Origin of the sequence: Cohnella lupini (assembly GCF_003386205.1) — a bacterium.
GTDB classification, from domain to species: Bacteria; Bacillota; Bacilli; order Paenibacillales; family Paenibacillaceae; genus Cohnella; species Cohnella lupini.
In genome coordinates, this window is sequence record NZ_QRDY01000002.1 from 108,238 (window position 1) to 134,212 (window position 25,975).

Below are 25,975 nucleotides of genomic sequence, written 5' to 3' on the forward strand. Positions count from 1 at the left end.
CGATGGATAACCTCGCCGACCTATCCGGCCAAGTGGCCATGCTAGCTCCGATAGTGGCGGCTTACGTGGGAATAGCGAAGGAATTCCGCATTCCCAGCCAGTATTACCACTTAATCAGTCTGCTGATCGCGGCATCCTTCGTGCTGGCACCGCCAACTGTGCAGCAATCGTTAACGACCATTTCGATCATCGGATTGACGGCGTCGGGTTTATATCATTACACGAAGAAAAGGGAGAACGTATAACCATAAGCCGACACCCCGAATCGGGATATCTCATCTAATGAAGGATCTAAGGATTAGCTTGCCGTAAGAAAGGAGTCCAATCACCCTATGACCAAAGGAATCGACTGCGCCACTCCTCTCACCTATATCAACGCAAGGGCGTTAGCCCAGCAAGGGTATCGCTTCGCGGCGAGATACCTTGTCCCGTCGAGCTATGCTTGGAAGAGGCTTACCTCGAGCGAAGCGGATGCGATATCGAAAGCAGGGATGCAAGTTATCTCCGTGTTCGAGACGACCGCGAACAGACCGGCGGGGGGAGCTGCGGCGGGAGAAGAGGACGGGAAAGCGGCGTTCAAGGAGACTAAGCTCGTCGGTCAACCGGAAGGAAGCGCGATTTATTTCGCGGTCGATTACGATGCCCAGCCGAGGGACTACGATGCGATTGAACAATATTTGATAGTCGCAGCTAAACAAATACCGGGTTATTTAACCGGAGTCTATGGTTCTTATGCTGTCGTGGAAGAGATGGCGAAGCGTAACGCCTGCACATGCTTCTGGCAAACCTACGCATGGAGCCAAGGAAAGAAGAGCGATCACGCCAACGTCTATCAATATCAAAATAACGTAGTAATCGCCGGCGTCTCGTTGGACTTGAACGTATCCTACGACGGCGAGGGCTGGTGGAATACGGCGGAGGAGGAACCGACGATGAGCAAGGACGACGCGGAGAAAATCATTCGCTTCTTGTCAGCGGGCTGGTATGTCGCGACAACGAAGACGGACAAGGAAGAATACAACCGGCTAGCCAACGAAGTACGCAAAGCGGCGGGATTGCCGCTCGAATCCTCGGTGAAATAGCCGAGCAGGTTTCCATACCCAAAGAAACTGCATATCCTGATGGCAACCGAACTGCCAGAGGGAGGCTTTCGCTATGTCGCAAATTCCGAATTTCCCGCAGAGCCTGCTGGAAGAGCATAAAATCTGGCATCATGCCAGGCATTACGTGGACATAACCAATCCGCCGCCCGGCTACGGCCTGGAATTTCTGCGGTTCCACCGCGATTTTATCGCGCGGGCGCTGGCTTGGTATGCGCAGAACGGCTACGATCTCAGGCTAGTCGAGCCTTGGACATCCGTGCCGGAGCAAATTCGCCAAGCACCCTGCTACGACCGGGCTGCGGAAGCGCGCATATTGTACCAGCCCGAATCCTTCGCGAGCGCCGACGAGCTGGGGAGGTTCATCGAAGCCTCCAATCTTCATTCCTGCATACACAAGCAAGCTGCCAGAATATACGGGGACCCGGACATCGACGATTTCGATGTAGCCCCTCACGATACGGTTTTCTACAATATCCATGGCATGGTAGACCGCTGGTGGAGAAATTGGGAAGGGTTAGGCCGGTTCGAAGAAGATGGCGGTTACTGGTGCGGACCGTTCGAAGGAGAAGGGGACGAAATACTCAGCTATAGTCCGAATGAGGAGCTTTGGATGTTAGGAAAGCTCCATAGGAATAACGTCGGCGAACATGAACAAGAACACGAAGTAACCTTGGTGGAATGGGTGGTCGTCGGAGATAGCTGGGAGTTCGGCCCGATGGACGACGGCAGACCTTTCCGCATCTGGGATTCCGACGGTGACGGCAAACTTGAAGTATTGTTTCGCGACCCGATCAAGGGTTACTGGGTCGAAGGCAAAGTGAGGGGCGGCAGGCTGCGGTGGCAGCCCGTACGCTTGGAACCTAGCCCGAAACCCGCCATTAAGCCAGACGCTAAGCCCGCAGTTAAATCCACCTCTAAGACCTCGAAGCAATCCCTTTTAAAAACTTAAACACGGAAATATAGTAGTCGTAATCCCGGGAGACGAACGAGCTGCAGGTTAAGGAAGCTTCCGCCGGGCGGAGGACCCCGTCCTGCAGCCTCACCCCGGTTGCTCTAACCTGTTCCCTGTTTCCTTCCATTAAAGCGATCAACTCGTCGGCATCGGCTTCGTATAAGCCCGCGACTTCCTCCTCCTGAAGCCGGAAATCCATCAAATCAATCGAAGTCGATAACCCGTATACGTGGCTCACCTCCGCGTCGATGTACTCAACTCCCCCGACGATTCCGGATTCTTGCTCGCGGATAATCCCGAAGTCGGCAAGCTCTTCGAAGCCGACGCGAACGCCCAATTCCTCTTCCAGCTCGCGGACGACGGCCTCCGGAGTTTCCCCGGCTTCCAAGTGGCCCGCGGCCGTGATGTCGAAGCAACCGGGGTTCGTGTCTTTGTTATCCGAACGCTGCTGGATTAAGATTCGCGCGCGACGTCCATTGCCGCCGACTGCATTCTCGTCGAACCGGACAAGCCAGCAGTGAACGGTATGATGCCACAGTCCTTTCGCATGTACCTCGCCGCGTTCCGCGGTTCCCGTCCAATTGCCACGCTCGTCATAGACGTCGAACATTTCCGCCACGCCGATCACCCCTCCGACAATGCCGAGGCTTGTCCCACGGGCTTTACTTCCGACGTGCAATGTCCGCAACGAGACGCCGCTAACGGAATGTCGGACAAGCAGTAAGGACATTCCCTTGTGGTTACCTCTGCGACTACCGAAGCTTCTTGTTCCTTATTGCGGCTTAACCGATTCAAAAACTTAACGAGCACGAATACGCAGAATGCGACGAGAATGAAATCGATCAGAACGTTGATGAACTGTCCGTAAGCGATGACGGCGGCGCCGGCTTCGCGAGCCTTCTCCAAGGATTCAGGCTTAACTCCACCCTCCAATAACTTCCCCGGATCCAAATTCCAATATAAATCTCTGAAATCCACGTTGCCTAGCAGTTTGCCGATAGGAGGCATGACCACGTCGTTGACGAGCGAGGTGACGATTTTGCCGAAAGCAGCCCCGATGATTACCCCGACGGCGAGATCCACGACATTCCCGCGCATCGCGAAAGCTTTAAATTCTGTCAATACGGAACGAAACACACCGATTACCTCCAAGTTTGGACAATTTAAGAAAAGGAATTTGCTGGTATTCGTCGAATCCTAATACACTAAAGCTTTTGATGTCAACTTCTGCGAGGGATCGAAAATGATGAACGGTACCATAGTCACCTGGCATAACTTCTTTCAAATACTGGCGCTGTTAATTAGCATACTCGCATCATATACTATGTTCAACTTTATCGGCAATCTTAAACGGACGAATGGAACCTTTCGCCAATTCTGGTTAGCCGGCGGAGCTTTCGTATTCGGAGTGGGGCTGTGGGCGAAGCATTTTATCATGCTGTTGAAATTCAATCAAAGCATCAATTTCACTTGGGTGATGCCGGTCGCGCTGATGTTCATCATTTTTTTCTCGTTGATGGCCTTCGTCATGCTCACTTTGCATGGGGTATTGAAGCATCGTCTATTATTCGGGAGCTCGATATTGGCATTCGGAGTCGCCATTATGAATTATTTCAGCGAGCTCGGTCCTCGAATAGACGGGATGAATTACGATGCAGGTTATATTGTACTATCGATATTGCTATTGTTCACTGGCACCTATCTATCCTTCTTATTATCGGAAAGCTCCTATCGTTATCGAAAAATCCTAGCAAGCCTGCTGTTGGGCGGATCCGTCGTAGCTATTCAAATCCTCGGGAACAAGGGGCTGTATATTGAATACGCCAACGCGAATTACGTCACGACGGATCGTTTGATTCGAGATATTAATATGCTGACGTTCATTGTAGGCTTAGGCGCGTTGCTCATCCTGATGTCGACGTTAGTGACCTGGTATATCGACAAGAGATTGAACCAGATGGACGAGCGTTACCGACTATTGGTAGAAAACTCTCTCGATACGATCGCGATTCTGAAAGGGGATCGTTGGGGCTTCGTCAACGCGGCGGGTATCCGGATGTTCGAGGCGGAACTGGACGGAGAGCTGCTCGGCAAATCCATCTATACTTTTCTCCCCGCGAAGGACCACAACGCCGTTAGGGAAAGGCTGCACAATCTGGTGTTTACGGGGAACGGCAAGCCGATCGAACAGGAATGGTTTACGTTAAAAGGAAAGGTGCTGCACACGGAAATCGTGGAGACGATGACGACGCTCGACAACGAACCCGCGATTCAAGTCATCATAAGGGATATCTCGGAACGGAAGAAGAACGAGGAGCTGCTCATTAACTCAGAGAAGCTATACGTAGCGGGCCAATTGGCGGCAGGGATCGCCCACGAAATTCGCAATCCGTTAACCTCCCTTAAGGGGTTTCTCCAATTGATCGCTTCGGGGAGAAGGAACAATAGCAGCTATTACGACATCATGAACGCGGAGCTGGACCGGATCGAGGATATCGTCAGCGAATTGTTGATGTTGTCCAAGCCCCAAGTGTACGAGCTTACGTATCAAGATATGCGGGTAATGATGAGGGATACGGTGACATTGCTGGAGACGCAAGCCATTCTACATAATATCGCGATCGAAGCGGAATACGGAAATGATCCGTTATGGATATACGGCGTCGAAAATCAAGTCAAGCAGGTTTTCATAAACGTGATCAAAAACGCGATCGAAGCGATGATCGACGGCGGAGCTATCGGAATCAAGCTCTCCAGGGAAAGCGACGGGGTGTACGTCCGCATTCGCGACGAAGGGCCGGGGATCGGCGAAGACCAGTTGGCCAAGATGGGCCAACCGTTCTATACGACCAAGGAAAAAGGGACGGGTCTCGGCTTAATGGTCAGCTACAAGATCGTAGATAACCATCAAGGGAAAATCGACGTGAAGAGCGAGATCGGCAAAGGCACGCTATTCGAGATCATGCTGCCTTTCCGTTATCCGGAAACGGCGATCAAGAAGTCCAGCTGACGGGGGCGGATGACGGCCGTTATCGGGGTTGCTCCCGAAGGCTCGCCGTCTCCGAACGCAAGCATGGAGTCGGGCGAATGAACCGTAACGGATCGGCCGGATAATATCGTGACGAAGCGATGCTGGTTGACGTGCTTGCCGGCCAAGACGGTCGGAAAAATCATCAGAATACGCGGTATGCTGCAGCTATGCACGACGCAGACGTGGAGTTGCCCGTCGTCCGGGAGGGCGTTCGGGCATATTTGCAATCCGCCTCCGTATGTCGATACGTTGGATATGGCGGATAACCAGCCACGCTTGAATTCATGCTTCGTTCCATCCATCTCGACGCTAATCGGCCTGGCTTTGAATTTCGCAAGCGCTCTGAGCAAGCCTATTACGTAAGCGAGCGAACCTAGTCCCAGCTTATTGCACCACTTTTTATAACCGGAGCCGTTAACGTCGGATGCGACCGTGGCATCGAGTCCGACGGCGACCGCGGTTAATGTCAGCTGAGAAACGCCATTTACCGTTGACGTCTCAAGCAGGTCTATGGAACGGGTATGACCGGCAAGAACGATGCTCAGAGCTTTGAACGGATCGCTCGGAATGCCAAGCGCCCTAGAGGTGTCGTTGCCGGAACCGGAGGGGATAAGCCCGTACGGGATGCCGGAAGATGCAAGCAAAGGCAGGAGACTATGCAGGGTTCCGTCGCCTCCGATTACCGCAACCGCTTTCATACTTCCGTGCTTCAATCGCTCGGATAGGAACGCAATCGCCTCCGCTTCCGAACGGGTAATAACCTTCTCGTAGGCTTCGCCCGTTAATCGCAGCCGCGACTCTACTTTGGCCCATACTTTCTTGCCGCGACCGTTGCCGGAATTTTCGTTGACGACGAACAGGACCAAGCCGTTCAAGCCTCCTAGGAATCTATATATGAGTTTTATTATAAGGCGATGTCGAAGATTGGGGAAGACCCGTCGCGCCTGATAAAGAAACCTTCGGGGCTTGGAAGCAGGAAGAACCTCATCCAAGGAAGCCATTGGCTAATCCGATCATGTTATAATAAACTAGCCTTATAGAGGGTGCGTAACTCATACGGGACTCGTTTAGGATTTATAGGAGGAATCGGGATGGCCGAACCGCTCAAGGCGATGTACAATGAGCCTTTTCTTAGAGCGTTTACAGATATCATACGGAGGGCTTACCCGGCATTCGACGGCGAAGCTTTTGTTAACCATGCTCTTGCAGCGGGATGGGATGAGCTGGAGCTGAAAGGCAGAATGCGCCGGATCACGGAAAGTCTGGGAGCGACGCTGCCTTCGGCATACGAAGAAGCTCTGGACGTCATGGAGGCGATTTCCGGACAATGTCGCGGGTTTCCTTACTTGTTTTTCCCCGATTTCGTCGAAGTGTACGGCTTGGAGCACTGGGAGCGTTCCGTCGCGGCCTTGGAGAAGTTCACGAGAATGTCCTCGTCCGAATTCGCAGTGCGGCCGTTTATCATCAAGGATCAGCAACGCATGATGGAGAAAATGCGGGAATGGAGCCATCATCCGGACGAGCATGTGCGCAGACTTGCCAGCGAAGGCTGTCGGCCTAGATTGCCGTGGGCAATGGCGTTGCCAGCGCTCAAGCGCGACCCCAGTCCAATATGGCCGATCTTGGAGCAGCTGAAGGAGGATCCGTCGGAATACGTGAGACGTAGCGTCGCGAACAATCTGAACGATATTTCGAAGGATCATCCGGACAAGGTGCTGGCCGTCGCGCAAACTTGGATAGGAGTCAGCGAAGATACGGACTGGATCGTCCGCCATGGCTGCAGAGGGCTTCTGCGAGCCGCGGACTCCGACACGATGGCGCTATTCGGAATGGTGGCGCAACCCGGAATCGAACTGTTGGATTGGGCGGTTGCGCCGACGGCCGTCGCCATCGGCGGTTCGGTCGAGTTCCGTTACGCCCTGCGAGTTCCCGAGGGTGAACCGGTTAAGCTGAGATTGGAGCTGGCGGTTTTCTTTCCGCGAACGACGGGCAAATACTATCGCAAGCTGTTCAAGCTCAGCGAGAAGATTAGCGCCGGCGGCATTACGCTTCAAGGAGGGCGCGGCTTCTCCTTCGCCGATCTTTCCACGCGCCGCCACTATCCGGGCGTTCACCGGATGGCGCTCGTCGTGAATGGGCAGGAGCTTGCTACCGTTGAAATCGATCTTCTTCAAGCCGATGGGAGCCGTGTCGACGCATGACGATCGGAGCAAGGGTTCTTAAGACGGGGCTCGCCGTCGCTATCGCGTTATGGGTTGGCGGACTTGTCGGGCTGGATTCTCCGCTGATCGCGGCCATTGCGGCAATTTTCACGATACAGCCTTCCATCTACCGCTCTTGGATGCAGGTATTGGAGCAAGTGCAAAGCAACGTGCTTGGAGCGATTATCGCAATCGGCGCCGTATGGTTGCTTGGGAATACGCCTATTTTCGTCGGTCTCGTATGTATTTGCGTAATCTTGTTATGTATTCGGTTAAAGACGGAAGAGACGATCGCCTTGACCCTAGTGACGGTCGTCGTCATCATGGAAGCGCAGGGCCAAGGGTGGAATTTGGCGTTCGACCGTCTTGCCGCGATATTGACGGGGATGGTGTCCGCGTTCGTCGTGAACGTAACGATAGCGCCCCCGCGGCATCGGAATCGGTTTCTTAAGCAAGTAGAAGAGGTACAATCGTTGTTGTCCCGCTTGCTCAGGACCGTCGTGTCCAACGAGTTGAAGGAAAACGTGTACCGCGACGAACAGATTCGTCTGAGAAACAAGCTTCGCAAGCTTGATGAATTTTACGAGTTGTTCGCCGAGGAGCGGGTGTGGAGAAAAGCTTCGCGCCTGAAGAGGGCGAGACTATTGGTCGTATATAAGGGAATGCTGGTCTCTCTTGAACGGGGATATTCGCTGATCGAGGCGGTGGAAGACCATTATTGGGCCGTATCGACGAGCAAAACGTGGAATCGAATGGTCGACCGGCAGATCGAAGAGTTGTGCGGCTATCACGAGCAGCTGTTATGGAAGTGGGATGGGAAAATGAAGCCGGGTGCCGCGGCCGCCGCGCCACCGCCTGAAGCCTCCGTTCAGCTGGCGCAAATGATCGGGGAGCGCGCGGACGAGGATCTGTCGGCCCGGTCCCGATTGTACGTCATCACATCGGCCGTATATACATACGAGGAGAGGTTGCGGCGCCTGGACAAGCTGATGGAGCAATGGATTCAACGGAAGGACGACTCCGAGGAATCGGAGGCGTTAGGGTTGATCGAATAAGGCTTAAATCGTAACGGTTGGGCAGAGAACGACTTCTGCCCGACCGTTTTTTAACGATTCGGAAATTTGACCTGAATCGTCTACCATAAAGACGACCATTGAGATGGAGTGTTGAGTCATCCCTATTAGTTACGATGCTTATCAATGTATTTTTGAAGCTCGTTCAAAAATGAAGCTGGATAAAGATGTATTATATTCCTATTGGTCTCCGTTTGTTCGATTTCTTTCATAAATCCGATCTATAGTGATGTTCTTCATCCTACTTTGATTGAAAAGGCGCTTGATAACTTCAATAGCGATGATTACCATTCTACTTTTGATCAAGTCTTACAGCGGAGCATGACGCAGTCGGCGAAAAGCACGAAGTAACACGTCCAAACCGAGTAACTCTCGCCGTAGCTGGCGCAATGCACGAAGTAACACGTCCAAACCGGGTAATTCACCCCGCAGCCGGCGAAAAGCACGAAGTAACACGTCCAAACCGGGTAACTCTCGCCGCAACTGGCGTAATGAACGAAGTAACACGTCCAAACCGAGTAACTCTCGCCGCAGCTGGCGAAATGCACGAAGTATAACACGTCCAAACCGGGTAACTCTCGCCGCAACTGGCGGAATGAACGAAGTAACACGTCCAAACCGGGTAACTCTCGCCGCCGAAGATGGCAATTCGCATTTGTTCGGCATGGCTAATGGACGACATTTCGGGTGTTCCTCCCTAAATAGAACAACGCAAGAGTGGCGTCGAAACGATTCCGTTCGACGCCACTCTTGCGTTGTATTGCTGCAATATTCGATTCGATTTCTTCGCGGCTTTATTTCTTGCCTCTGTCCATCTGCCTACGGGGCGAATCGATCTTGCCCTGTTTGTCGATATCCTTTTCCTTAGGGACGAGACGTTCATCCGTTCGGCCTTCGTGGTGATTATCGAAGCTCATCTCGGTCAGCTTCCACTCCGTGTTGCCAAGGATCAGATCCGCGGGGAAAGCATCGCCCCGGTGAAGTTCTTCCTCTTGTCCCGCTTCGTTCTCGTATACCCCGTCGACTTCGACCTTCTCGCCGGTAAACGGATCCATTCTTTTCGATTCGCTCATGAGTATGCCTCCCTACAATCCGTGTTTCGGAACGGCTGCCCTATCGGCATCCGATTGCAGTTGGCGCGCCTTTTGCTTGCCCGCTCCCGAACGGTCTGCCTCCGATTGGGCTTTGCTTGCCTCGGTCTGTTTGGCGGAAGGTAATTCGCCGGACATAACCATTCCTCCTTAGCGTTCGAATACGCGCTTAGGGTTCCACGGGAAAGCGGGCGTTATGCTTCGAAACGTTTTTCCAACATCCGGCCGCCGATCCACATCAAGATCAAGACGGCAATCGCCAGGAAGATTCGCCACGGATGATCGACCAGCGCCTGCAGGTCGTGACCGATGAAGGAAAGCGTAAAAATCATAACGCCTTTACCCAGTAACATGGCAATCAAGAAGGTATGTAACTGAATCTTGGATAATCCCGAGGTAATATTTACGATAACGGAGGGAGAGAACGGAAAACAAGCCAAAATAAAAATCGGCGTAAATCCTCTACGCTCGATATATCCGAATAGCTTCTCCGACTTCGGGAATCTCTTGCGAATACGTTCACCGTATCGTCGTCCGAATCGCCTCGCCAATACGAATACGAGCAATGAACCCGCCCCTACTCCGATCCAGGAGTAAAAGAAACCAAGCCACATTCCGTACGCCGACGCGTTGGCGACGACGAACACGACCAAGGGCAAGAACGGCAGCAGCGCTTCCAGGAAAGGAAGCAAGATTCCGGGCAAAGGCCCCAATTCGGAGTATCGATGAAGCAAGCTCTTGATCTCCTCGAGGTTCATGCCCTTGGCGTAAGTGATCCATTCCTGCAAAGTCCAAGCTGCCGTCCAAGTCAAATGCGCGTTCATCATGCTTTATAGCTCTCCAATCGTCCCAAGCGGCTTAATAATTTTGTCCGTTTACTTCGTTCCGTTTGCCGGAGGCAGCGTTTCGCCCTTGAATAACCGGAAAGGGAAGAAGACGTAAAACAAGCTAATGACGATAAACATGATTCCGGCTAAGCCCACGACGGAAGATTCGCTGTAATGGGTAGCGATGAAACCTCCGATAATCGGTCCTACAATTCCGCCGATTCCTTCCACCGTCGAGAATACTCCCCAGCCTAGACCTTGCTGTCCAGGCGGCACGTAGGCGGCGAGCAAGGCATTCCATGCGGGCAGAACCGCGGCGTACGATACGCCGAGCACGAATGCCCAGAATAAAGCAAGAGCAAGCGGAGGCTGCTGGGTCAGGGCGAACAGGACGATACCGAAGGCGAGGAATCCGACGATCAGAAAATACTTCTTGCCGAACGAGTCAGAAAGCTTCCCCATCGGAATCAGTCCTACGACGGTGCAGCCTCCGCCGATAATGAGCAGGATGGAGTAATGGGTCGCCGTCATCCCCAGGCCGTTCACCGCGAAGCTCGGCAGAATCGGAAGCAACATCCCGGCTCCTAGCGTCTGGAGCACCATGCCTGGCAATAGCAGCTTCATGTCCCGAAGTCGGCTACCGAGTATGGATAGCTGCTGCCGGAACGGAACGATGTCGATGTGCATGCTGCGCGCGCCGCTAATGAACAACGAGAGCAACCATGCCGCTAGCGCAACTCCGACCATCACCCAGTAAGTTAATTCGAGGTTGAAATCGAGCAGAAGGTTCGTGACGACCGGACCGCTTCCCAAGCCGACAAGCCATATCGTATACAGGAACCCCATCTGCGTGGCTCGCTGTTCCTCCTTCACTTTCGTGAGGCATACGATCCATATCGGAGAAATTCCGATTCCGTATATAGCCGCTGCCGTAATGAACACCCATGATGCGTCCGCGAATTGCATTGCGAATATGCCGATCAATGAAAATAATAATCCAATGCTTACAACCGTCCTAACGGATAAGCGATCAAGCAAATATCCAATAGCCAGCTTCAGTCCTGTATCCGTCAAGTAATGGGCGGTAATTGCCGCTCCGATGACGTCGAGATCCAAGCCGAGCGCCTTGTCGCCGTAGATCGGAAGGAAGCTGATAAGCGCGGCCCCGCGCACGAATTCGACGAGAAATAGAATACTTAAGTAAAGCAGCATGTCCGTTCGGAAAAAAGATTTCATAGAAGCCTTGCTCACAAGCAGCTCTCCTTTATCAACCTTCAATCAGAATCGAACCCGAAATATGGACTCATGGATTATATTCATACCAAAGCCGAAACCGAGGAAGCCTCTTCCATTATATGCAATTGACGGTCAATATCCAAGGCAATGCTATCGGATGCCCCTCTTTTGCCTAGCGCTCTGAGGGCTTTTTTCATTTCCTTCCGGCGTCCGGGCACTTGCAGCAGCTCCGATACGGCCAGCAGCAATCTCTCCGTGGTTTGACAGACGACGGCGGCACCTTTGCTTTCCAAGTACCTCGCGTTGTTTCGTTCTTGCCCCGGAACGGGACGGTAGAGAACGATCGGCAGCTCCGCGATGATCGCTTCCGACAACGTCAGTCCGCCCGGCTTCGTAACGATACAGGAGGAAATGGCCATCAAATCGTCCATATACTCGACATAACCGAGGACGGTTGCGTTAGATTCGGTCTTTAATTCTGCCGACAAGAAACTTCTCAGCGACAAGCTTCTTCCGCAGACGACCAGAACTTGGACATGGCACCGTGCGGCGAGCTTACGGCAGAGCTCGGCGGTGTCCGCCCATGCCGTACTCGCTGCGGCCATGACAAGCACGACGGGTTTATCCGGGGATAGATGGTGCCCATAGGCAACCGATGCTTCCCTTGAGCCGGACATGAAGGACGGGCGAATCGGTATGCCGGTTGCCGAGACGCGCTTCGGATGAACTCCCAATTCGCAAAGTTGCTTACTTATATCTTCCGTAGCGACATAATATTTATCCACGTCGGGGTGAACCCATCTGAGGTGAAGATCGAAATCGGTAACGACGTTATACATCGGGATTTTGCGCCCGGTTCTGTAATTAACCAAAGGAAGAACCAAAATGGGAAACGTATGGACGATGGCATCGGGTCGTTCTTTCTCCACGAGCTTCTGCAAGGTTAAGGCGCCGAAGGAATGCAACCAAGAGGCGAACAATGAGTCGGATTTCATGCTCTTAGTCGCGTCGTAAACCCAACCGTAAAGCTGAGGAAGCACGCTGTAGCTTTTGTTGTAGACGTAACGGCTTACGCTGTTGAGAACCGGATTAGATTCGGCTAGCAGATCGATGAGCTTAACCTCCGTGTTTCCCCGTCGGATGAAGCTATCCCTTAGCGCCGAAGCCGCTTGCCAGTGACCTTCTCCAAAGCGGGCATACAGAATGAAGATTTTCCTCTTTTCGGACATACGCGCACCTGCCTTATCCCCGTTAGTCAGAACGAATCGTTCTGATTACACTGTAACGTCCTAATGTAAATGGGGGATTAAGGAAAAGCGCGGCCGTGTCAAAATTAGATGAGAAGGTTAAATAAAATCGGGTCTTTGTTCAACTCGATGAACTGGAAGCCTTTGACGTTCATTCGTTCGACCAGGCTTTCGTAATCCTCGGGGCTCTTCAGTTCGATGCCGACGAGGGCCGGTCCGTTCTCTTTGTTATGCTTTTTGGTATATTCGAATTGCACGATATCGTCGCTCGGACCTAGCACGTCGTCTATAAACTCGCGAAGAGCGCCGGCCCGCTGCGGGAAATTGATCATGAAATAATGCTTTAACCCTTCGTAGATAAGGGAGCGTTCCTTGATTTCCTGCATTCTGTCGATGTCGTTATTTCCTCCGCTGATGATGCAGACGACGTTCTTTCCTCGCAAGGTCTCGGGATCCAAAGCGGATAGAGCGGCAACGGTTAAGGCGCCGGCTGGTTCGGCGACGATGGCATGTTCGTTATAGAGCTCCAATATCGTCGTACACACTCGACCTTCCGGAACGACGACCACGTCGTCCAATAAATCCCGGCAGAGGGCGAAGGTAAGCTCGCCTACCCGTTTGACCGCGGCTCCATCTACGAACTTGTCGATTTCCTTTAGCGTCACGACTTGGTCGGCTTCCAACGCCCGTTGCATGGAAGGGGCCCCTTCCGGTTCTACGCCGACGATGCGGGTCGATGGGCTTATTGCCTTAATATAAGTGGAGACTCCTGCCGCTAATCCGCCGCCTCCGATCGTAACGAGAAGCAGATCGATGGATGGCGCTCCGCCCTCTATGATCTCTTTACCCACAGTCGCGTTTCCCGCAACGATCCGCGAATCGTCGAACGGGTGAACGAACGGCAAGCCTTCTTCGCGGCTGACCCGAATCGCCTCCGCGTAAGCATCGTCGAAGGTGTCTCCGATCAAGCGAATGTCTACCTTGTCGCCTCCGAAGAGCTTAACTTGGTTGATTTTCTGCCTTGGCGTCGTTGCCGGCATGTAGATAATTCCGCGAATGTCCAGCTTCTGACAGGAGAAGGCGACGCCCTGCGCATGATTGCCGGCGCTCGCGCAGATAACCCCCCGGCTTCTCTCCTCCATGGAGAGAGAGGCAATGAGATAATACGCTCCGCGGAGTTTGAAGGATCGAACGACTTGTAAGTCTTCTCTCTTTAAATAGACGTTGCAACCGAATTTCGCGGACAAAGCGCGGTTAAGCTGCAACGGAGTCGGGGTCACGACTTCCTGCAGCACGCGGTGGGCATTCAGAATATCGGCAAGCGGTACGGTATACTCTTTATTGTGGACGGTCATGCGGAATCATCCTTTCGGTATATGAACAAATGAAATGACAATCAAAATAAAAACAAATTGAAAAACAAAAAACCGCCCCTGTGAAAGGGACGGATCGTTATCCGTGGTACCACCCTCGTTCCGAACCTTGCCTCCGAATCGGATGCAACGTTAGGCGCTCGCGTGTCGTATAGTGTATACGACGTCCCGTAACGGGGGAAACCGTCCGCGCCTACGTAAGGACAATTCGGCGCCGCTTCTCGGGGAGGATGTTCGTCCTGTCTTCGACCGTCGGCTTGCAGCAAATCGCCGACTCTCTGGAGATCGATAGGTGCAGGCAACGTGTTCCCGTCATCGAATGTTATTTCTGTTATACGCTTCCCCGACCCGGAAGTCAATCGTTGTTTTGCCTAATATTATGACTTCAAACTAAGGAGATCCTCATGAAGAAAATCGTAATCGGTTTGCTCGTCGTCGCCATCCTTGTCATCATCGCCGGAGTCGGCGGCTTGTATTACATCAAACCCGATAAGAAATTAGATCTCGCGTACGAGAACATTCCAATGAAAGATAGAGCATACGACATGTTGAAAAACTTAACGACCGAGCTTACCTTAACGGAAAAGGACGTTATCAATCTGGCGAAAAAGTCGTTGGCGGAAAACCCTCGCGTGGAGAAAGACGTGACGGTTACCGGTGCGGATTTCGACTTAAACGAAGATAAATTGGTTGCCGACCTGAACATCGTATGGAAAAACCGGATTTCCGCCGGCATACAGGTTACATATCGCCTGCAATGGGAAAGCCCGAACGTAGTGGCCACGGTGGAGCAGGCTAAGATGAAGGGAATTCCGTTGCCGGTTTCCATGTTCTCGGACAGGGTCATTCCCATCGCCCAAGACCTCCCCGACATCCTGAAAATCAAAGATTTAAAGTGGGGAGAACAAGAAGTTAAAGTTCAGTTCCAGAGGCCAACGCTGAGGGATTTGCAGCAGCTGCTGGGGTAATCGACATAAAACTCGAAAGTGTATTTAAATAAGGCTTGCACGTGACGTTACGTCATGTTTTATAGTGAAGCTACCGGTAAATGTCCAGCGCGAATAGAGGAGTGGATAATGAAAAAGACCTGGAAGGTCGGGGAACTCGCCAAGCTTACCGGACTAACGATTCGGACGTTGCGCTACTACGATCAGATTCGATTGTTCTCCCCGTCGGGATTTTCCGATTCCGGACACAGACTTTACAACGAGGCCGATATTTCCCGTTTGCATCAAATTTTGGCTTTGAAGGAACTGAATTTGACTTTGGAAGAAATCGCATCGGTGCTGCTCGGAGAGTCTTACAGTCCGATCGAGGTCGTATCCGAGCAAATCAAGCGAATCCAAGAGAATATTCGGATCGAACAGAAGCTTCTTGGAGAATTGGAGTACGTGCTCGGTCTTATGAATGCTCGAGAATCGGTTTCCGTCGAAGAATTCACTAAGCTTCTTCAGCTTATGAAGAAAAGCGAAGAGAAGTTTTTTGCGGAGAAGAAATCGAATATGGAGCGAAGTCTAGACCGACTCGGACAATTTCTCGATGTACCCGATTAATACGATGTCATTCATCATTCGAGGAGGAATAACGTTGAACGAACGTTCCGCAAAGCATGCTCAATTCGTTATCGAACGTATTTACGGCGCAAAGCCGGATCGGGTGTTCGCCGCATGGGCGAATGCCGCTTGGAAAGCGCAATGGTTTCAGAAGGCGGAAGAGTTCGATTTCCGGGTCGGAGGACGGGAATTCAGTCGCGGTGGTCCTCCTGGAGGACCTATCTATACTTTCGATGCTAATTATCAAGAGATCGTAGAAGGACGGCGCATTGTTTACAGCTATTCCTTGGATCAAGGGAGCACCCGAATTTCGGTATCGGTGGTCACCGTCGAGCTGCAAGCGGTGGAGTCCGGCACGAGGTTGGTCTATACGGAACAAGGGGTTTTCCTGGACGGACATGATAAGCCGGAGCAACGGGAGCACGGAACGAACTTGATGCTGGACAAGCTTGGAGAAATACTTCTTAGCAAGGAATCGATTCACAAGCGCGTGATCGATGCGCCGCGAGACGTCGTGTTCTCGGCTTGGACGACGCCTGAACTTCTGGCCCGATGGTGGGGACCGACCGGCTTCACGAATACCTTCCAGGAATTCGATCTTCGTCCGGGCGGGCATTGGAAGTTCATAATGCACGGTCCGAACGGCGTCGATTACCCGAACGAGTGCGTTTTCGTCGAAATCAACAGCCCCGAACGCATTGTTTTGAACCATATCGCCACCGTTCATCAGTTTTATATAACGGCTGATTTCGAGGATGTGGATGGAAAAACCTCCGTTACCTTCGCCCAACGCTTCGAGACGGTTGAAGAGTTGGCTAGCATCGAGAAAATGATCAAAAAGGCTAACGAAGAAAATCTCGATCGCCTGTCGGAGGTCGTAAGCAGCTTAGCGGGTCGGACATAAAAAGGCGAACGCGGAGAAATCAGGCTAAGATAGTTATGCGTGGATAAGAGAGAAGCCCATCCTTTTAAACAGGGAGGGCTTCTTTACGTTTACTAGGGTCTGCCTCTTTTTATCGTTGCAGATTATGGTAATATTGTTTAATAGATATAAGCGGTTCGATAGGCAAACTCAGGGAAGTTGGTGCGTGTTCATGAAGCGTTTCGCCATTGCTTTGTTATCCGGCATTCTGGCATTATCTTTGGCAGGCACGGCTTCGGCGGCAACGGTCGACGTAGCGGTACCGACGGTTAAAGTCGCGTTGGACGGACAAACCGTGGATTTGGGAACGAATCTATCGGTCAAGAAGGGCAAGACTTTCGTTGAATACGCAACGTTATTTAAACTGCTGGGTTACGAGACGGAGTTCGAGCAAGAGACTCGCACGATTCATGCTTTTAACGATGAATATGACATCGAGGCCTCGGTAGGAGGCGACATCGCATTCGTTAACGGACAGACGGTGTATAGCACGGGCGAGGTGATCGCGGAGAACGGCCGCACGTGGGTCGGACTTCGTTTCGCGGGCGATCTGACAAACCATAAAGTCTCATGGAGCGGGAAAACGAAGTCGATTTCCCTTGTTTTCCAAGGGCCTACGGAGGAAGAAAGAGCTGCCGTATACGAGTTGTTCAACAAAATGCTGCTGGTGGAAGCAGCCGACGACAAAGCCGGATTCGCGGGACTTCTTTCGGAAGACACGGCGATCAACGCTAAGGAAGTCGAAGAAGATTGGGATAAAACGAAGACGAAGACGATCATCGAGGACAAGTATATCGAATCGTTTTCCGGCTCGGAGGCAGTTGTCATTCTCGTAGAAAATACGACCAAGGTGAGCGGCGAATTTTTCCCGGATAATAGATCCCAGAACCGCTATACCCTGCATAAAGAAAAGGACGGCGCGTGGAGAATATACGACGTCGAAGCGATAGCCATGGAATATACGGATATTCCGGGGATGTTCAAGCAAACGGTCGAAATACCGGATGCGGACAAAGCGGCGATCGGACAAGTATTCGCGGATCAGATGAAAGCCGCTAACGAAAAGAATGAAGACGGTTATATCGCTACGTTGCTCGATTATCCGGGCAAAGAGGATCTGAAGACGACGCTCGCGGAGTTCTTCGCTTCTACGGCGATGACGGTAACGACCGACGAATGGACGATTGTGGAATATAACGGCTCCGACAAGGCGACGCTGCTGGTTTCCACTACTACCGAAGTCGACGTGGACGGTACGAAGTCAACCGTGAAAAGCGTCATTTTGAATGCCGCGGAGAAAGTCGACGGCAAATGGCTTCTTAGCGCGGATGCGACTGTTTTGGAGAACGAGCAAGTATAGTCTGGTTAGGGGGACGCGCCTTGGGGTGCGTCTCTTTTTTCGCGACTGGCCCGCGAGCACAAGCTCGTACCTCCTCGAAAGATTCGAACAACTCCTCTAAACGCACTTTCTCAATGACAGCAGCTTCATACTCTGTTTACTCTTCCGTTTGCGTGCTTTTCCCATCCGTCCAAGTTTCCCGAACATTCTACTATTTGGCGTCTATTCCGTTCGGTTCCCATGGAGAGTGTCGTTCTAACGTCTCTATCGTTTTCGTTTTTCGTTGCTTGATTTTTCCGCTCCGGCGTAAGTCCATATTCCCGTCGTGCACGAAGTTGTGTTCATCCGCGACGACGACGGATTTGATCAAAAACACGAAGTACATGGATTCTTCTTTGTAAACGGATTCGTATATTAACATTCTCAGAAGGTAGGACGTGTCCTTTTTTGCCGATGTGGGCATATGAGGTGCTTGTAGAGGAATAAATTTACGAATATCAAGTTAATTGAAGAGTCTTCCTACACATCGTTCGACTCGGCGATCCAGCGAAGGGTTAGAGGCACGCGGTGCCGTTACAGGTGTGATGGTGGTGGTCGATCGGCGGGATAGCGGTATCTGAAAAATTCGCCCGAAGGGAGTGAGGCCACGTGTGGAATGTAAGAAAGGCGGCGGTGATCGGAGCGGGGGTGATGGGCTCGGCTATTGCCGCCCACCTGGCCAATGCCGGCATTCCTTGCTTGCTGCTGGATCTCGAAGGGCTGGCGGCCAAGGGGCTGGAACGGCTCAAGGATACGAGGCCGTCCCCGTTATACGATCCGTCTTTTCAGGTCCGCATCAAGGCTGGCGATCTGGATAGGGACTTGGCCGAGTTGTCCGAGTGCGACTGGGTTATCGAAGCGGTGTCCGAGAAGTTGGACGTGAAACATAGCGTATGGAAAAGGATAGATTCCGTTTGGAAACCGGGTATGATCGTCAGCAGCAATACGTCCGGTTTATCTATCAACGAGATTGCTTCGGTCTGCGGAGAGGAATGCCGTCGCCATGCGATGGTTACGCATTTTTTCAACCCGCCACGGTACATGAAGCTGCTCGAAATCGTTCCTTGCCGCGACACGGTTCCGGAAGCCGTCTCTAGCGTTGCCCGATTTTGCCGGGATCGTCTGGGGAAAGGCGTCGTTATCGCTAAGGATACGCCTAACTTCATCGCCAACCGAATCGGAACTTATTCGATTCTAGCGACGCTTCGGGCGATGGAAAAACACGGGTTGACGGTAGATGAAGTCGACGCGGTAACGGGTCCTTTGCTGGGTCGGCCTAAAAGCGCTACTTTTCGAACGTTGGACTTGGTGGGGCTGGATACCTTCTTGCATGTATGCCGCAACGTGCGGGAGAGCGTGACGGATCCGTTGGAAGCGGAGGCTTTTGCCGCTCCGGCGATCATCGAGGAACTCGTGTCGAGAGGATGGCTCGGAGAGAAAAGCGGCTGCGGATTTTACCGCAAAAATAAAGAGGAGAAGTCTAAGGACCGCATTCAAGTTCTCGACTTGTCGACGATGGACTACCGCCCAAGGCAGAGAATCTCCTCGCCGGCATTAGAAGCGGCCAAAATGGCAAGCGGCATCTCGGGTAAAGCGCAAGCTTTGCTCGAAGCCGCCGATCGCGATCGGTTGGCGGGGTTCGCACGAGACGTGCTGGAGGCAACGCTCTGCTATTCAGCGGAGAAGCTCGGCGAGATCGCGGACACCGTCATGGAAATCGACCAAGCGATGAGATGGGGCTTCAATTGGGAGGAAGGACCGTTCGAAACGTGGGATGCGCTAGGCGTGTCCGCGACGGCAGTTAAGCTCGAGGAGAGGGGAATCGCGGTTCCTGTTCCCGTCGCGGCCATGCTGGCTAAGGAATCCGAGACGTTTTACGTAAGGAAGGCGGGCAGCTTGTTTCATTATTCGCAAGGTCACTACAAGTTCGTGGAGGAAAGGCCGGAGGAAATATCGTTGCGTTCTTTGCGCGATCGGGGGAGGACGATTTTCGCGGCTGACGGTGCTAGATTGATCGACGTTGGCGACGATGTGGCTTGTCTGGAATTCCATTCCCCGCATAATGCCATCGGTCCGGGAGTGCTGTCCGCCATACGCCAGGCATCCGAGGAGGTAGATCGCAACTGGCGCGGATTAGTGCTAGCCAACGAAGGTCGGAATTTCTGCGTGGGCGCGAATCTGATGTTGTTGCTGATGGAAGCGGAGAACGGGGAATGGGAAGAAATCGATCTGATCATTCGAGAGTTTCAACAGAGCATGAAATCGCTTCGGGTCATGCCTCGCCCGGTCGTGGCGGCGCCGCATAGGATGACCTTAGGAGGTGGAGTGGAAGCTTGTCTGCCTGCGGATCGGGTTTTATTCTCCGCCGAGACTTATTTCGGATTGGTGGAAACGGGAGTCGGATTAATTCCGGCGGGAGGGGGATGCATGACGGCTGCCGTCATGGCTCAGGAACGAGCGGAAGCGGCAGGCATCGACGACGTGACCTCGCCGATTACCCAGCTTTTCGAAACGATTGCGTTGGCTAAAATATCGGATAGCGGCTACCATGCGAAGCGACTGGGCTATTGGCGTGCGGGCGATGCGGCGGTCATTCGCGAAGAGTCGAGAATCGCCGAGGCGAAAACCGCGGTGTTGGAGCTGGATCGTAGAGGGTACGCCGTACCCGATGCGAATCGGCTAGTGAAGGTTGGCGGGAGGGAAGCGGCGACCGTGTTGAAGCTAGCCGTGTCCTCCATGCGGCGCAGCGGTTACATTACGGATCATGATGTCAGGATCGCGGGAAAACTGGCCGTTGCGCTGACCGGCGGCGATCTTCCTGCCGGAGCCGAGGTTCCGGAAGATTACTTGTTGGAGCTGGAGCGGGAGGCGTTCCTGAGCTTGTGCGCAGAACCGCTCACACAAGCGCGCATGCGGCAGATGTTGGCTACAGGCAAACCTCTCCGCAACTGAGGCAGTCGCGACTAAACCACCCAACGCCCACCCATAGTCGCAATAACCGACTATGGTAAGGCGCAAAACCACCCACGCCCTCCCATAGTCGCCCAAACCGACTATGGCTGGCGTTTCCAAGGAGGGGAGAGCCATGTCGGTCAGAGATGCCGTTATCGTATCGGCGGTGCGCACGGCGGTCGGCCGGGGAAAGAAGGGCGGCTTCGCGCAAACCCGGCCGGAAGACTTGGGAGCCGCGGTGCTGCGCGAAGCGGTCAACCGAGTGCCGGGATTGCACCCGGCGACGATCGACGACGTCATCATCGGCTGCGCGATGCCGGAAGGGGAGCAGGGGCTTAACGTAGCGAGGCTGCTGACGCTTAACGCGGGGTTTCCCGTTCAGGTTCCGGCTGTCACCGTTAACCGATTCTGCGCCTCGGGACTGCAGGCTATCGCCCAAGCCGCTGCCACGATCCAGAACGGTTGGGCCGATACGGTCGTCGCCGGGGGCGTCGAAAGCATGAGCAGAATTCCGATGACCGGCTTCAAACTTTCGCCGCACCCAGGCCTATGGGATACGATGCCTTCCGCATACATGGGCATGGGGCATACGGCGGAGCTCGTCGCGAAGAGATGCGGCGTCTCCAGGCAAATGCAGGACGAATTCGCGGCGAATAGTCATCGCAAAGCCGCTCAAGCAATGGCTGCAGGGCGGTTCGACGACGAGCTCGTATCTATTTTCACGAGCGCTACGAAGATCGACCCGGTTACCGGCCATATCACGAGTCATCCCTATGCCATGTGCCATGACGAGTGCGTGCGTCCGGATACGACCGTCGAAATACTGGGTTCCCTTAAGCCGTCTTTTACCATGAACGGGACGGTGACCGCCGGTAATTCCTCTCCCTACAGCGACGGCGCGGCGGCCGTCGTCGTGATGAGCCGCGAGAAAGCCGAGAGCATGGGCATCCAACCATTGGCCGTGTTTCGGGCATTCGCGACCGCGGGAATCCAACCGGAGATTATGGGGCTTGGACCGGTCGAGGCGGTACCCAAGGCGTTGAAGCTTGCCGGACTTTCCACGGAACAGGTTTCCCTATGGGAGATCAACGAAGCTTTCGCGGCGCAATGCTTGCCCGTCATCGACCGGTTGGAGATCGATCCCGAGCTCGTCAACGTCAACGGAGGAGGCATTGCCCTAGGCCATCCTTTAGGCTGCACGGGGACCAAGCTGACGGTAACTTTGATCCATGAGCTGTTAAAATTAGGCGGCGGCTACGGGGTTGTAACGATGTGCGTCGGCGGCGGGATGGGAGCCGCAGGGGTCATCGAAGTGGTATGACCTTGCTCGGGAAAGGAGGTGGCGCACGATGGCGAACCGGATTTGGGGCGGAGGCAGATTCATCGTCGACGACGACGAACCGTCGAATGTCGTGACGCCCGAGGATTTCACGGAGGAACAGCTGAAGCTGGCCGAGACGGTCCGCGCTTTCGTGGAGCGCGATATCAAGCCCCGCGATGCCGAGATCGAGAAGTTGGATTATGAATTAACGGTGGAGCTCATGCGCAAGGCAGGCGAAATAGGATTGTTAGGCGCGGATGTGCCCGAGGCTTACGGGGGACTTGGGCTGGACAAAACAACCACGGCTTTGCTCGCCGAAACCTTATCGCCGGCGTCATCGTTCGCGTTATCGGTCGGGGCGCACACCGGTATCGGCACGCTGCCAATCGTTTTTTTCGGCACCCCAGAACAGAAGGAAAGATGGCTTCCGGCTTTGGCGAGCGGCGAACGGCTTGCCGCATACTGCTTAACGGAACCCGGATCGGGGTCGGATGCGCTCGGCGCGCGAACGGCGGCCGTTATGTCGGAGGACGGCAAGCATTATATCCTGAACGGCTCCAAGATCTATATTACAAACGCGGGATTCGCCGATTTGTTCATCGTATACGCGAAAGTAGACGGCACCCAATTCAGCGCATTCGTCGTCGAACGGGATACGCCGGGATTCACGATCGGTCCGGAGGAGCACAAGATGGGCATCAAAGGCACGTCTACTCGCCCTTTGTTTTTCGAGGATGCGCGAATTCCTGTTGATCGATTGCTGGGCGAAGCGGGCAAAGGGCATTTGATCGCCTTCAATATTCTGAATATCGGGCGCTTCAAGCTGGCGGCGGCCTGCCTTGGCGGAATGAAGGAAGCCATCCAATTGTCGGCTGCCTACGCTAATCAACGCAAACAGTTCGGCAAGGCGATATCCTCTTTCCCGCTCGTTTCCTCCAAGCTCGCGGACATGAATAAGCTTGCTTTTATAACCGAAAGCATGGTGTACAGAACGGCAGGGCTTATCGATCGATCGTTGGAACAGGCGGGGTTGAATGATGAAGTAGGAGACTTGAACGTGGCGAATGCGATCGCGGAGTATGCCTTGGAATGTTCGATCAACAAAGTATTCGCCTCCGAAGCGATGGATGCCGTCGTCGACGAAGGGGTGCAGATCCATGGCGGCTGCGGCTATATTCAAGAATATAAAATCGAGAGGTTATACCGGGATTCCCGAATCAACCGAATTTTCGAAGGGACGAACGAAATCAATCGCTTGCTCATACCGGCTACCTTGCTTAAGCGAGCGTTAAAGGGAGATTTGCCTCTAATCGAGAGGGCTCAGGCGCTTCAGCGCGAATTGCTGAATCCGGCTCCGCTTTCTTCCGGCTCCCGCGCGCCACGGAATGATTCCTTGGCTAGATCGACGGAGATCCTCGCCGCGCTGAAGAAAGCATTTTTGATGGTGGGCGGGCTTGCGGTTCAGAAGCACGGTCTGAGGCTGGAGCGGGAACAAGAAATCGTAGCCGCCTTATCCGACGGAATGATCGATATGTACGCGCTCGAGTGCGCCTTGCTTAGAACGCGTAAAATGTCGCTGTCCCAAACGGATTCCAAGCTCTTGCAGCAGCCGATGGATATGACGGCTTTATTCGCCGAGGAAGCGTTCGAGAGAGCCGGCCAAAGAGGAAGATCGGTTCTAGCCTCGTTGGAGAAAGGGGATAGTCTGCGCCTGCAGCTTTCCGTATTGAAAAGAATACTGAGATTCGAGCCGGCAGACCAGTTCGCCTTGCGCAAGCGAATCTCCGCCCGAGTCATCTCAGCCGAGAGCTACGTCGGATTCTGAGGAGGCATCCCGCATGGAAGAAAACTTGGAAGACTGGAAAAACGATCGTCCATGGCTCAAGCATTACCCTTTCGAGGTGTCTCAGACCTTCGATTATCCCCAAACCAACGTCGCTCGCATATTGCTCGATTCCGCTCGCGATTTTCCGAATAAAGAAGCCATCGATTTTCTCGGGAAAAGCTACACCTACAAAGAGTTGCTCCGATTGTGCTTCAAGATGGCGAACGCGCTCCGCGCCATTGGAATCGCAAAGGGAGACCGGCTCGCGATCATGCTTCCGAATTGTCCGCAAGCGGTTATCGCGTATTACGCCGGATTGATGGCCGGGGCTATCGTCGTACAGACGAACCCGATCTATACCGAACGAGAGTTGCATTTTCAACTTGCCGATTGCGGGGCTGCAACACTTATTACCCTAGACCTGCTGCTGCCAAGAGTCCTGAAAGCGAGAGAGGGCACTGCTATAAGGCAAATTATCGTAACCTCGTTGTCCGACGGGCTGCCATTTCCCAAAAACGCGCTGTACCCGATCAAGCGTCGCAAGGAGTATCCCGAGCTGAAGGTGAAGTACAAAGCCTCCGACGGAGTATTACGGTGGTCCTCCGTTCTGAGACGAGGCCAAGAGACCCCGATATGCGAGGAGGTCGATGCAGAGACGGAGCTGGCTATGATTCAGTATACGGGAGGGACGACCGGACGGCCGAAAGGCGTGATGCTCACGCATGCCAATCTACTCGCCAATACCTTGCAGCTCTCGAATTGGTGTTATCGTCTGGAGCAGGGCAAGGAAAGTTATTTGGCGGCGCTGCCTCTCTTCCATGTGTTCGGTTTGACGGTGCTCATGAATCAAGCGGTGTACAAGGCCGGGACATTGCTTCTTATTCCCCGCTTCGATCCGAAGCTGGTGCTAGAGACGATTCGTCGACGCAGACCTACGATTTTTCCCGGGGCGCCTACGATGTACATTGCACTGCTTAACCATCCGAGCGCGCAGAAAGACGATCTTCGCTCGGTGAAGATCTGCGTTAGCGGAGCAGCGCCGCTTCCCCGGGAAGTGCAAGAGAAGTTCGAGCAACTGTCCGGAGGAAGGCTGATCGAAGGATACGGATTGACGGAGACGTCGCCGGTCTCGCATTGCAATCCGATCTGGGGGTTCCGCAAATCCGGGACGGTCGGAATTCCCCTTCCCGACACGGATGTCCGAATCGTGGGTGAAGAGAGCTTGGATCCGCTGCCGATCGGAGAGATCGGGGAAATTGCGATCCGCGGACCTCAAGTGATGGCGGGTTATTGGGATCGCCCGGAGGAATCGGCGGCCGTGCTGCGTGATGGCTGGTTGCGGACGGGCGATCTGGGGACGATGGACGAGGACGGATATTTTACGATCATCGATCGGAAAAAAGATTTAATCTTAGCCGGAGGATACAACGTATATCCCCGCGAAGTCGAGGAGGTTCTGTTCGAGCATCCCGCGATCAAGGAAGCTTCCGTCATGGGTGTCCCGGATCCCTACAGGGGAGAGACCGTAAAGGCTTTTATCGTGTTGAAGGAAGGCTGGCAGGTGTCGGAAATGCAGCTTGACCGGTGGTGCCGGGATAGGCTCGCCGCATATAAAGTTCCCAAGCATTACGAGTTCCGGAACGAGCTTCCGTTGTCGCTGATCGGCAAAGTTTTAAGGCGCAAATTAAAGGAAGAACTAGAGGAAAAAGTGGAATAACACCTAAATTTATACTAAATTATGGTTAAGTTGAATTGATGGAAAAGATCTTTTTCGGTATAATGAATGGCATGCGTAAAAATTATGCTTGTTCTTTCTACTCAGGAAGGAAAGCGTTTACAATTTGATGAACTTATGTGCGGTCGATGACGGGGGTGAGGGTGTTGGCGGAG

At 53.3% G+C, this 25,975-nt stretch carries 23 protein-coding genes, 2 pseudogenes and 1 other annotated feature; of the genes and pseudogenes, 15 read left to right on the forward strand and 10 right to left on the reverse strand.

From position 1 onward, the window contains the following. The first annotated feature begins 2 nt into the window (after positions 1 to 2). The 3 genes from DFP95_RS04830 to DFP95_RS04840 all read left to right on the forward strand — a co-directional run bounded on the left by DFP95_RS04830 (position 3) and on the right by DFP95_RS04840 (position 2,052). Positions 3 to 245, forward strand: a complete 243-nt coding sequence (locus tag DFP95_RS04830; RefSeq protein WP_147304132.1) for a hypothetical protein — start codon at positions 3 to 5, stop codon at positions 243 to 245. A gap of 87 nt (positions 246 to 332) precedes the next feature. Further along, positions 333 to 1,082, forward strand: coding sequence for a DUF1906 domain-containing protein (locus tag DFP95_RS04835; RefSeq protein ID WP_115991461.1), 750 nt, complete (start codon positions 333 to 335; stop codon positions 1,080 to 1,082). A gap of 73 nt (positions 1,083 to 1,155) precedes the next feature. Then, the gene (locus DFP95_RS04840) at positions 1,156 to 2,052 is read left to right on the forward strand and encodes a tyrosinase family protein (protein ID WP_115991462.1); all 897 of its coding nucleotides are present in this window, start codon (positions 1,156 to 1,158) and stop codon (positions 2,050 to 2,052) included. Here DFP95_RS04840 and DFP95_RS04845 read toward each other — a convergent pair. Continuing rightward, positions 2,018 to 2,665 (reverse strand): NUDIX hydrolase, encoded by a 648-nt coding sequence (locus DFP95_RS04845; protein ID WP_245987421.1) that lies wholly within the window; start codon positions 2,663 to 2,665, stop codon positions 2,018 to 2,020. The two genes, DFP95_RS04840 and DFP95_RS04845, sit on opposite strands and share 35 nt — an antisense overlap. Positions 2,666 to 2,679: 14 nt before the next feature. Further along, the gene (gene mscL / locus DFP95_RS04850; RefSeq protein WP_115991464.1) at positions 2,680 to 3,192 is read right to left on the reverse strand and encodes a large conductance mechanosensitive channel protein MscL; all 513 of its coding nucleotides are present in this window, start codon (positions 3,190 to 3,192) and stop codon (positions 2,680 to 2,682) included. Between the two features lie 106 nt (positions 3,193 to 3,298). On the opposite strand from mscL, the gene DFP95_RS04855 reads away from it, so the two are divergent. Continuing rightward, positions 3,299 to 5,065 carry an ATP-binding protein gene (locus tag DFP95_RS04855; RefSeq protein WP_115991465.1) on the forward strand — a complete coding sequence of 589 codons (1,767 nt, stop codon included), beginning with the start codon at positions 3,299 to 3,301 and terminating at the stop codon, positions 5,063 to 5,065. On the opposite strand, the gene DFP95_RS04860 is transcribed toward DFP95_RS04855, so the two are convergent. After that, complete coding sequence (locus DFP95_RS04860; RefSeq protein ID WP_181907255.1) at positions 5,032 to 5,961, reverse strand: diacylglycerol/lipid kinase family protein; 930 nt, start codon at positions 5,959 to 5,961, stop codon at positions 5,032 to 5,034. The genes DFP95_RS04855 and DFP95_RS04860 overlap by 34 nt on opposite strands. A 216-nt stretch (positions 5,962 to 6,177) precedes the next feature. Between DFP95_RS04860 and DFP95_RS04865 the strand changes: the two genes are divergently transcribed. Then, complete coding sequence (locus DFP95_RS04865; protein ID WP_115991467.1) at positions 6,178 to 7,287, forward strand: DNA alkylation repair protein; 1,110 nt, start codon at positions 6,178 to 6,180, stop codon at positions 7,285 to 7,287. Further along, on the forward strand, positions 7,284 to 8,342 hold the full coding sequence (locus tag DFP95_RS04870) for an FUSC family protein (RefSeq protein WP_115991468.1): 1,059 nt from the start codon (positions 7,284 to 7,286) through the stop codon (positions 8,340 to 8,342). Before DFP95_RS04865 ends, DFP95_RS04870 begins: the two co-directional genes overlap by 4 nt. Positions 8,343 to 9,154: 812 nt before the next feature. Here DFP95_RS04870 and DFP95_RS04875 read toward each other — a convergent pair. The 6 genes from DFP95_RS04875 to ilvA form a co-directional block, all read right to left on the reverse strand. Next, positions 9,155 to 9,433, reverse strand: a complete 279-nt coding sequence (locus tag DFP95_RS04875) for a transposase (protein ID WP_115991469.1) — start codon at positions 9,431 to 9,433, stop codon at positions 9,155 to 9,157. Between the two features lie 12 nt (positions 9,434 to 9,445). Beyond that, positions 9,446 to 9,589, reverse strand: a complete 144-nt coding sequence (locus tag DFP95_RS28790; protein WP_181907256.1) for a hypothetical protein — start codon at positions 9,587 to 9,589, stop codon at positions 9,446 to 9,448. Between the two features lie 56 nt (positions 9,590 to 9,645). After that, positions 9,646 to 10,278, reverse strand: coding sequence for a TVP38/TMEM64 family protein (locus DFP95_RS04880; protein ID WP_342768182.1), 633 nt, complete (start codon positions 10,276 to 10,278; stop codon positions 9,646 to 9,648). Positions 10,279 to 10,326: 48 nt separating this feature from the next. After that, positions 10,327 to 11,529, reverse strand: coding sequence for an MFS transporter (locus tag DFP95_RS04885; protein WP_342768183.1), 1,203 nt, complete (start codon positions 11,527 to 11,529; stop codon positions 10,327 to 10,329). Between the two features lie 65 nt (positions 11,530 to 11,594). Continuing rightward, positions 11,595 to 12,743, reverse strand: a complete 1,149-nt coding sequence (locus DFP95_RS04890) for an MGDG synthase family glycosyltransferase (RefSeq protein WP_115991470.1) — start codon at positions 12,741 to 12,743, stop codon at positions 11,595 to 11,597. Positions 12,744 to 12,847: 104 nt separating this feature from the next. Beyond that, a complete protein-coding gene (gene ilvA, locus DFP95_RS04895) occupies positions 12,848 to 14,116 on the reverse strand; it encodes a threonine ammonia-lyase IlvA (RefSeq protein ID WP_115991471.1) in 1,269 nt (422 codons plus the stop codon). An 82-nt stretch (positions 14,117 to 14,198) separates the two neighbouring features. Next, positions 14,199 to 14,459: a binding site (T-box leader), on the reverse strand. 79 nt (positions 14,460 to 14,538) lie between these two features. Here ilvA and DFP95_RS04900 point away from each other — a divergent pair. From DFP95_RS04900 to DFP95_RS04915, 5 genes and pseudogenes are all read left to right on the forward strand, one after another. After that, positions 14,539 to 15,102 (forward strand): hypothetical protein, encoded by a 564-nt coding sequence (locus tag DFP95_RS04900; RefSeq protein ID WP_115991472.1) that lies wholly within the window; start codon positions 14,539 to 14,541, stop codon positions 15,100 to 15,102. A 108-nt stretch (positions 15,103 to 15,210) separates the two neighbouring features. Continuing rightward, positions 15,211 to 15,687 carry a MerR family transcriptional regulator gene (locus tag DFP95_RS04905; protein WP_115991473.1) on the forward strand — a complete coding sequence of 159 codons (477 nt, stop codon included), beginning with the start codon at positions 15,211 to 15,213 and terminating at the stop codon, positions 15,685 to 15,687. A 34-nt stretch (positions 15,688 to 15,721) separates the two neighbouring features. Then, a pseudogene (locus tag DFP95_RS29680) lies at positions 15,722 to 16,150 on the forward strand (SRPBCC family protein); the annotation flags it as partial. A 45-nt stretch (positions 16,151 to 16,195) separates the two neighbouring features. After that, positions 16,196 to 16,591: pseudogene (locus DFP95_RS29685) on the forward strand (SRPBCC domain-containing protein); the annotation flags it as partial. 190 nt (positions 16,592 to 16,781) lie between these two features. Continuing rightward, entirely contained in the window at positions 16,782 to 17,969 is a 1,188-nt protein-coding gene (locus DFP95_RS04915; RefSeq protein ID WP_245987425.1) for a copper amine oxidase N-terminal domain-containing protein, read from the forward strand. Between the two features lie 190 nt (positions 17,970 to 18,159). On the opposite strand, the gene DFP95_RS28795 is transcribed toward DFP95_RS04915, so the two are convergent. Beyond that, positions 18,160 to 18,333, reverse strand: coding sequence for a hypothetical protein (locus DFP95_RS28795; RefSeq protein WP_181907258.1), 174 nt, complete (start codon positions 18,331 to 18,333; stop codon positions 18,160 to 18,162). A gap of 263 nt (positions 18,334 to 18,596) precedes the next feature. Between DFP95_RS28795 and DFP95_RS04925 the strand changes: the two genes are divergently transcribed. The 4 genes from DFP95_RS04925 (at position 18,597) to DFP95_RS04940 (ending at position 25,802) form a co-directional block, all read left to right on the forward strand. Further along, a complete protein-coding gene (locus DFP95_RS04925; RefSeq protein ID WP_281273392.1) occupies positions 18,597 to 20,939 on the forward strand; it encodes a 3-hydroxyacyl-CoA dehydrogenase/enoyl-CoA hydratase family protein in 2,343 nt (780 codons plus the stop codon). A 133-nt stretch (positions 20,940 to 21,072) separates the two neighbouring features. Next, positions 21,073 to 22,260, forward strand: coding sequence for a thiolase family protein (locus DFP95_RS04930; RefSeq protein WP_115991477.1), 1,188 nt, complete (start codon positions 21,073 to 21,075; stop codon positions 22,258 to 22,260). Between the two features lie 28 nt (positions 22,261 to 22,288). After that, the gene (locus tag DFP95_RS04935) at positions 22,289 to 24,085 is read left to right on the forward strand and encodes an acyl-CoA dehydrogenase family protein (protein ID WP_115991478.1); all 1,797 of its coding nucleotides are present in this window, start codon (positions 22,289 to 22,291) and stop codon (positions 24,083 to 24,085) included. Positions 24,086 to 24,098: 13 nt separating this feature from the next. Then, positions 24,099 to 25,802 carry a long-chain-fatty-acid--CoA ligase gene (locus tag DFP95_RS04940; RefSeq protein WP_115991479.1) on the forward strand — a complete coding sequence of 568 codons (1,704 nt, stop codon included), beginning with the start codon at positions 24,099 to 24,101 and terminating at the stop codon, positions 25,800 to 25,802. Positions 25,803 to 25,975 lie beyond the last annotated feature (173 nt).